Source organism: Actinomadura sp. NPDC049753 (assembly GCF_040674655.1).
Lineage (GTDB): Bacteria > Actinomycetota > Actinomycetes > Streptosporangiales > Streptosporangiaceae > Spirillospora > Spirillospora verrucosospora.
In genome coordinates, this window is record NZ_JBFARL010000370.1 from 1 (window position 1) to 3,669 (window position 3,669).

General features: G+C 76.7%; 2 protein-coding genes and 1 pseudogene. 1 reads left to right on the forward strand and 2 read right to left on the reverse strand.

The genetic code is table 11. The annotated features are described in order from the left end of the window. Window positions 1-2,123: hypothetical protein (locus AB0K37_RS40950; RefSeq protein WP_363991300.1), on the forward strand; the 2,123-nt coding region annotated here is incomplete at its 5' end. 231 nt (window positions 2,124-2,354) lie between these two features. Here the strand turns inward: AB0K37_RS40950 and AB0K37_RS40955 are convergent. Both AB0K37_RS40955 and AB0K37_RS40960 read right to left on the reverse strand, forming a co-directional pair. Next, a complete protein-coding gene (locus AB0K37_RS40955; RefSeq protein ID WP_345186343.1) occupies window positions 2,355-2,540 on the reverse strand; it encodes a hypothetical protein in 186 nt (61 codons plus the stop codon). 154 nt (window positions 2,541-2,694) lie between these two features. Further along, a pseudogene (locus AB0K37_RS40960) lies at window positions 2,695-3,669 on the reverse strand (endonuclease/exonuclease/phosphatase); the annotation flags it as partial.

The window sequence follows — 3,669 nt, forward strand, 5'->3', positions numbered from 1 at the left end:
AGCGGACAGGGGCCGGTCGGCCGTCCGGCTTACCGGAGAACCTGGCGGCACTGATCGATGACAGCAGTGCCGAGGCCGTCGCCCGGCTCGCCGGCGGCGTGGTCTACGCGGTGTCCCGGGGCGACGACGGGCCGGCGGAGCAGGGCGTCCCCGGGCCCGTCGTGGCGGACCGGCTGTTCGCCCCCGACCCGGCCGCCACGAGCGACGGCCTCGTCCAGGACCTCACGACCATCGCCTCCGCGGGCGGGACCGTCGTCGCGGCGGGCACCGAGGGCGACGGCGTCCCCGGCCGGGAGCGGGCCCGCTTCCTGGTCTCCAACGACGCGGGGCACGCCTGGTCGCTCGCGGCGCTGCGCACGGCGGACGGCTCGGCCGTGCCCGCCGGCGACACCCCGCGCCTGATCGACGGCGGCGCGGGACGCTGGGCGGCGCTCGGCCGCACCTCCGCCGGAAGCGTGACGGCGTGGACGAGCGAGGACGCCGCGACCTGGACGCGCCGCCCGCCCGCCGCGGGCTTCACGCCGTCCGACCAGGTGAACGACCTGGCCCGCACCGGCCAGGGCTTCGTCGCCGTGGGCGCGTCCGGAGGCCGCGCGGTGGCCTGGAGTTCGGCGGACGGGCGCGCGTGGCAGCGCGTCGACGGCCTCCCGGGGATCATCGCCCTCGACCGCGTCGCGGCGTCCGGCAACGTGATCGCGGTCCACGGGACGTACGGCAAGAAGGTCACCGAGAAGCGGGGCAGGAAGAAGGTCACCCGGACCGTGCGGACCGACGGCCTCTGGCGGTCCACCGACGGCGGCCGGACGTGGGCGCCCGTCGGGGTCCCGCAGGCGCAGGGCTCGTACGGGCCGATGAAGGGCCTGGCGGTCGGCCCCGGCGGGTTCGCGACCGTCCGCGAGGGCAGGCGGACGACCGGCCGCGGGAAGCACCGCAGGACGACCCGCTTCGGCGTCCTGTTCACCTCGGCGGACGGCGCCGGGTGGCGGGCCGCGGGCCGGTTCGGCGGCGCCGGCGTCGAGCGCTTCGACGGCACCCCCTCGGGGCTCGCCGTCATCGTCCAGGGCGCGAAGGGGGCGCGGACCGTCCTGCGCAGCGCGGACGGCCGCACCTGGCAGCCGGGAGGCACCGTCCCCGCGCCGGTGCGCGGCAGCGGCCTGACGGTCGCCGACGGAAAGATCAACGTCTCCGGACGGCAGGGCGACGACGGCTACCTGTTCGGCGTGGACCTGCGCACCGTCCCGGGCGCCGTCCACCCCGAGCGCTCGGTCAGGTCGCTGGCCGCGGGGCCGGGGGTCTCCGTCGCGGTGGGCAGCACCAACGGCAACGCCGCGATCTGGACGTCCCCCGACGGCCGCGCGTGGAGGCGCGCCGGGTTCCCTGCCACGGCGGGCCTGCTGTCCGACGCCGTCCGCGGCGGGCACGGCTGGCTGGCCGTCGGCCGCGCGTCGGGCACGTCCCCCGGCCCCCTCGCGCTGACCTCGCAGGACGGCCTCACCTGGCAGAAGCCCGTTCTCCCGGCAGGTCCGCCGCCCGTGGCCGCGGCCACCGGCCCGGCCGGCTACGTCGCGGTGGGGACCGGTGTGGCCTGGCGCTCGGCCGACCTGCGCACCTGGAGCCGCGCTGGCCTCGACGGCGCCCCGGCCGACGTGGCCGCGACGGGCAGGGCCTACGCGGCGGTCGGCGGACGCGGCAAGGAGCCCGCGGCCTGGACGTCCCCGGACGGCCTCAGGTGGACCGCCGCCAGGCTTCCGTCCGGTCTCACCGCTCCGCTCACCCAGGTCGCGGCCCGGGGCGACACCCTCGTCGCGATCGCGGGCGACGCGGCCGCGCTGGTGTCCACCGACGCCGGTGCGACATGGACGCGGCACGACCTCGGCCCCGGCCTGAGCGCCACCGCCCTCGCGGCCACGCCCCGCGGCTTCGTCGCGGCGGCCTCCGCGAAGGACGACGCGGCGGTTCTGACGTCACCCGACGGCGTGAGCTGGCGGCGGGTCGCCGTTCCCGGACTCACCGGACCCGGCGACCAGCGCCTCACGGCCCTGTCCGCCGCGGGCTCCACCGTCCTGGCGACGGGCGCCGACGCCGACGCCCTGATCCTCTGGCGCGCCCCCGCACTCGGCTGAGCGCGGGGGCTCGGCGGTCAGCCGTTGCAGCCGCAGGAGCAGCCCTTCGCGCACGAGCATCCGCCGCCATGTCCGCAACTGCAGTCCTTTTTCGTCATGAGCGGAAAGTAACCTTTGCGGCACTTGTCGTCTATGACCGGGTAGCGACGTGCATCTGTCGGCAAGGACACGGGCCGTCCCTCCGCGGGGGGAGAGGGACGGCCCGTGCCCGGTCCGGAGGGACGCGAGGGTTCAGAAGTTGATATGGAAGTCCACGCCGAGCAGGACGAGGATCCAGAGGAAGACGGCCAGCAGCGCGCTGACGATCTTCTCGACCAGGCCCTCGTCGATGTAGCCGCGGTCCCAGGCGATGAACACGCCGATGATCAGGTAGATGAGGCCGAGCAGGCTGATGTGCGGCCGATATCGGGTCGCCATGGAAGGCGTCTCCTCCCGGTGGGGGGTTGTGCCGATCGGACGCTGCCCCGCCGGTCAGGAGAAAAACCCCGGAGGTATTCCGGACCTAACCGTGACGCTACTTTCGGCATCTCCCAAATCCGGGGACCCTATCGGCCGCCCGGCCCGCGGGCCGCTACCGGCCGGTCACCGCGATGCGGACGACCGTGGGGTCGCGGTCGCCGGCGCGGTCGGCGAACTCCGCGCTGCGGTGCACCACGTCGAACTCGTGCCGGTTCGCGCGCAGCGACGGGCTCAGCAGGATGTGGTCGAGGTCCTCGGCGTTGCCGCCGGTCACCGCCGTGTAGCGGTCGCCCGCGGGCAGTTCGGCGGGCAGGTCGGCGAGCCCCGCGCCCTGGGCGAGGGTGCGGACCGGGGCCGAGGTCCCGCGGTCGCCGAGGTCGCCCGCCACGATCACGCGGGCCCGGGCGTCCACCTTCCGGACGGAGTTCACGAAGCCCGCGACCACGCGGGCCTGCGCGTCCCGGCGCCACTGGGTGGGCTGGGAAGGCGGCTGGCGGCGCCCGAACAGCGGCTGGTCGTCGCCGGTGCGGGGGAACCACTGGTTGGCGACGACGATGATGCGGCGCCCCCGCCACGTCAGCTCCCCGGCGATCGGCTTGCGGGCGCCGGCCCACGCTGCGTCGCCCGGCGCGATCCGGCCGGGGCTCAGCGTGAGCCCCGCCGCGCCGCCGCGCGGGACGGCCCGGGCCGGCGTGACGGCCGGGTCGGGCCGCGCGGGCGGGGCGTCGGGGACGGGGTCGGCCAGCGACGGGCGGTCGACGAACGAGAGGCCGCGGTCGGTGCGGAACAGGAACCCCACCCGCTGGTTGGACCCCTTGCGCCCGCCGTCGGCGTTGTCGCGCGGGTCGACCGAGCGCCAGTCGTAGGCGGGGCCGCCCGCCGCGCTGATCGCCGTGACCAGCTGCGCGACGCTCTGGTCGTCGGCGACGGTGCCGTCGTCGTCGGGGCCGCTGTTGTCGCCGAGGCCGCTCACCGCGACGAGGTCGGGGGAGCGCAGGCCGTCCACGATGTCGCGCGCCGCGGCCTCGAAGCGCGCGGCCGGGGCGTCGGGGTCGAGCCCGTCCAGCCCGGCGGTGGCGACGGCGAG

What these genes read in the sequence shown, in the direction of transcription:
- AB0K37_RS40955 (WP_345186343.1), bottom strand. Translation starts at nt 2,540, where the DNA reads ATGGCGACCCGATATCGGCCGCACATCAGCCTGCTCGGCCTCATCTAC.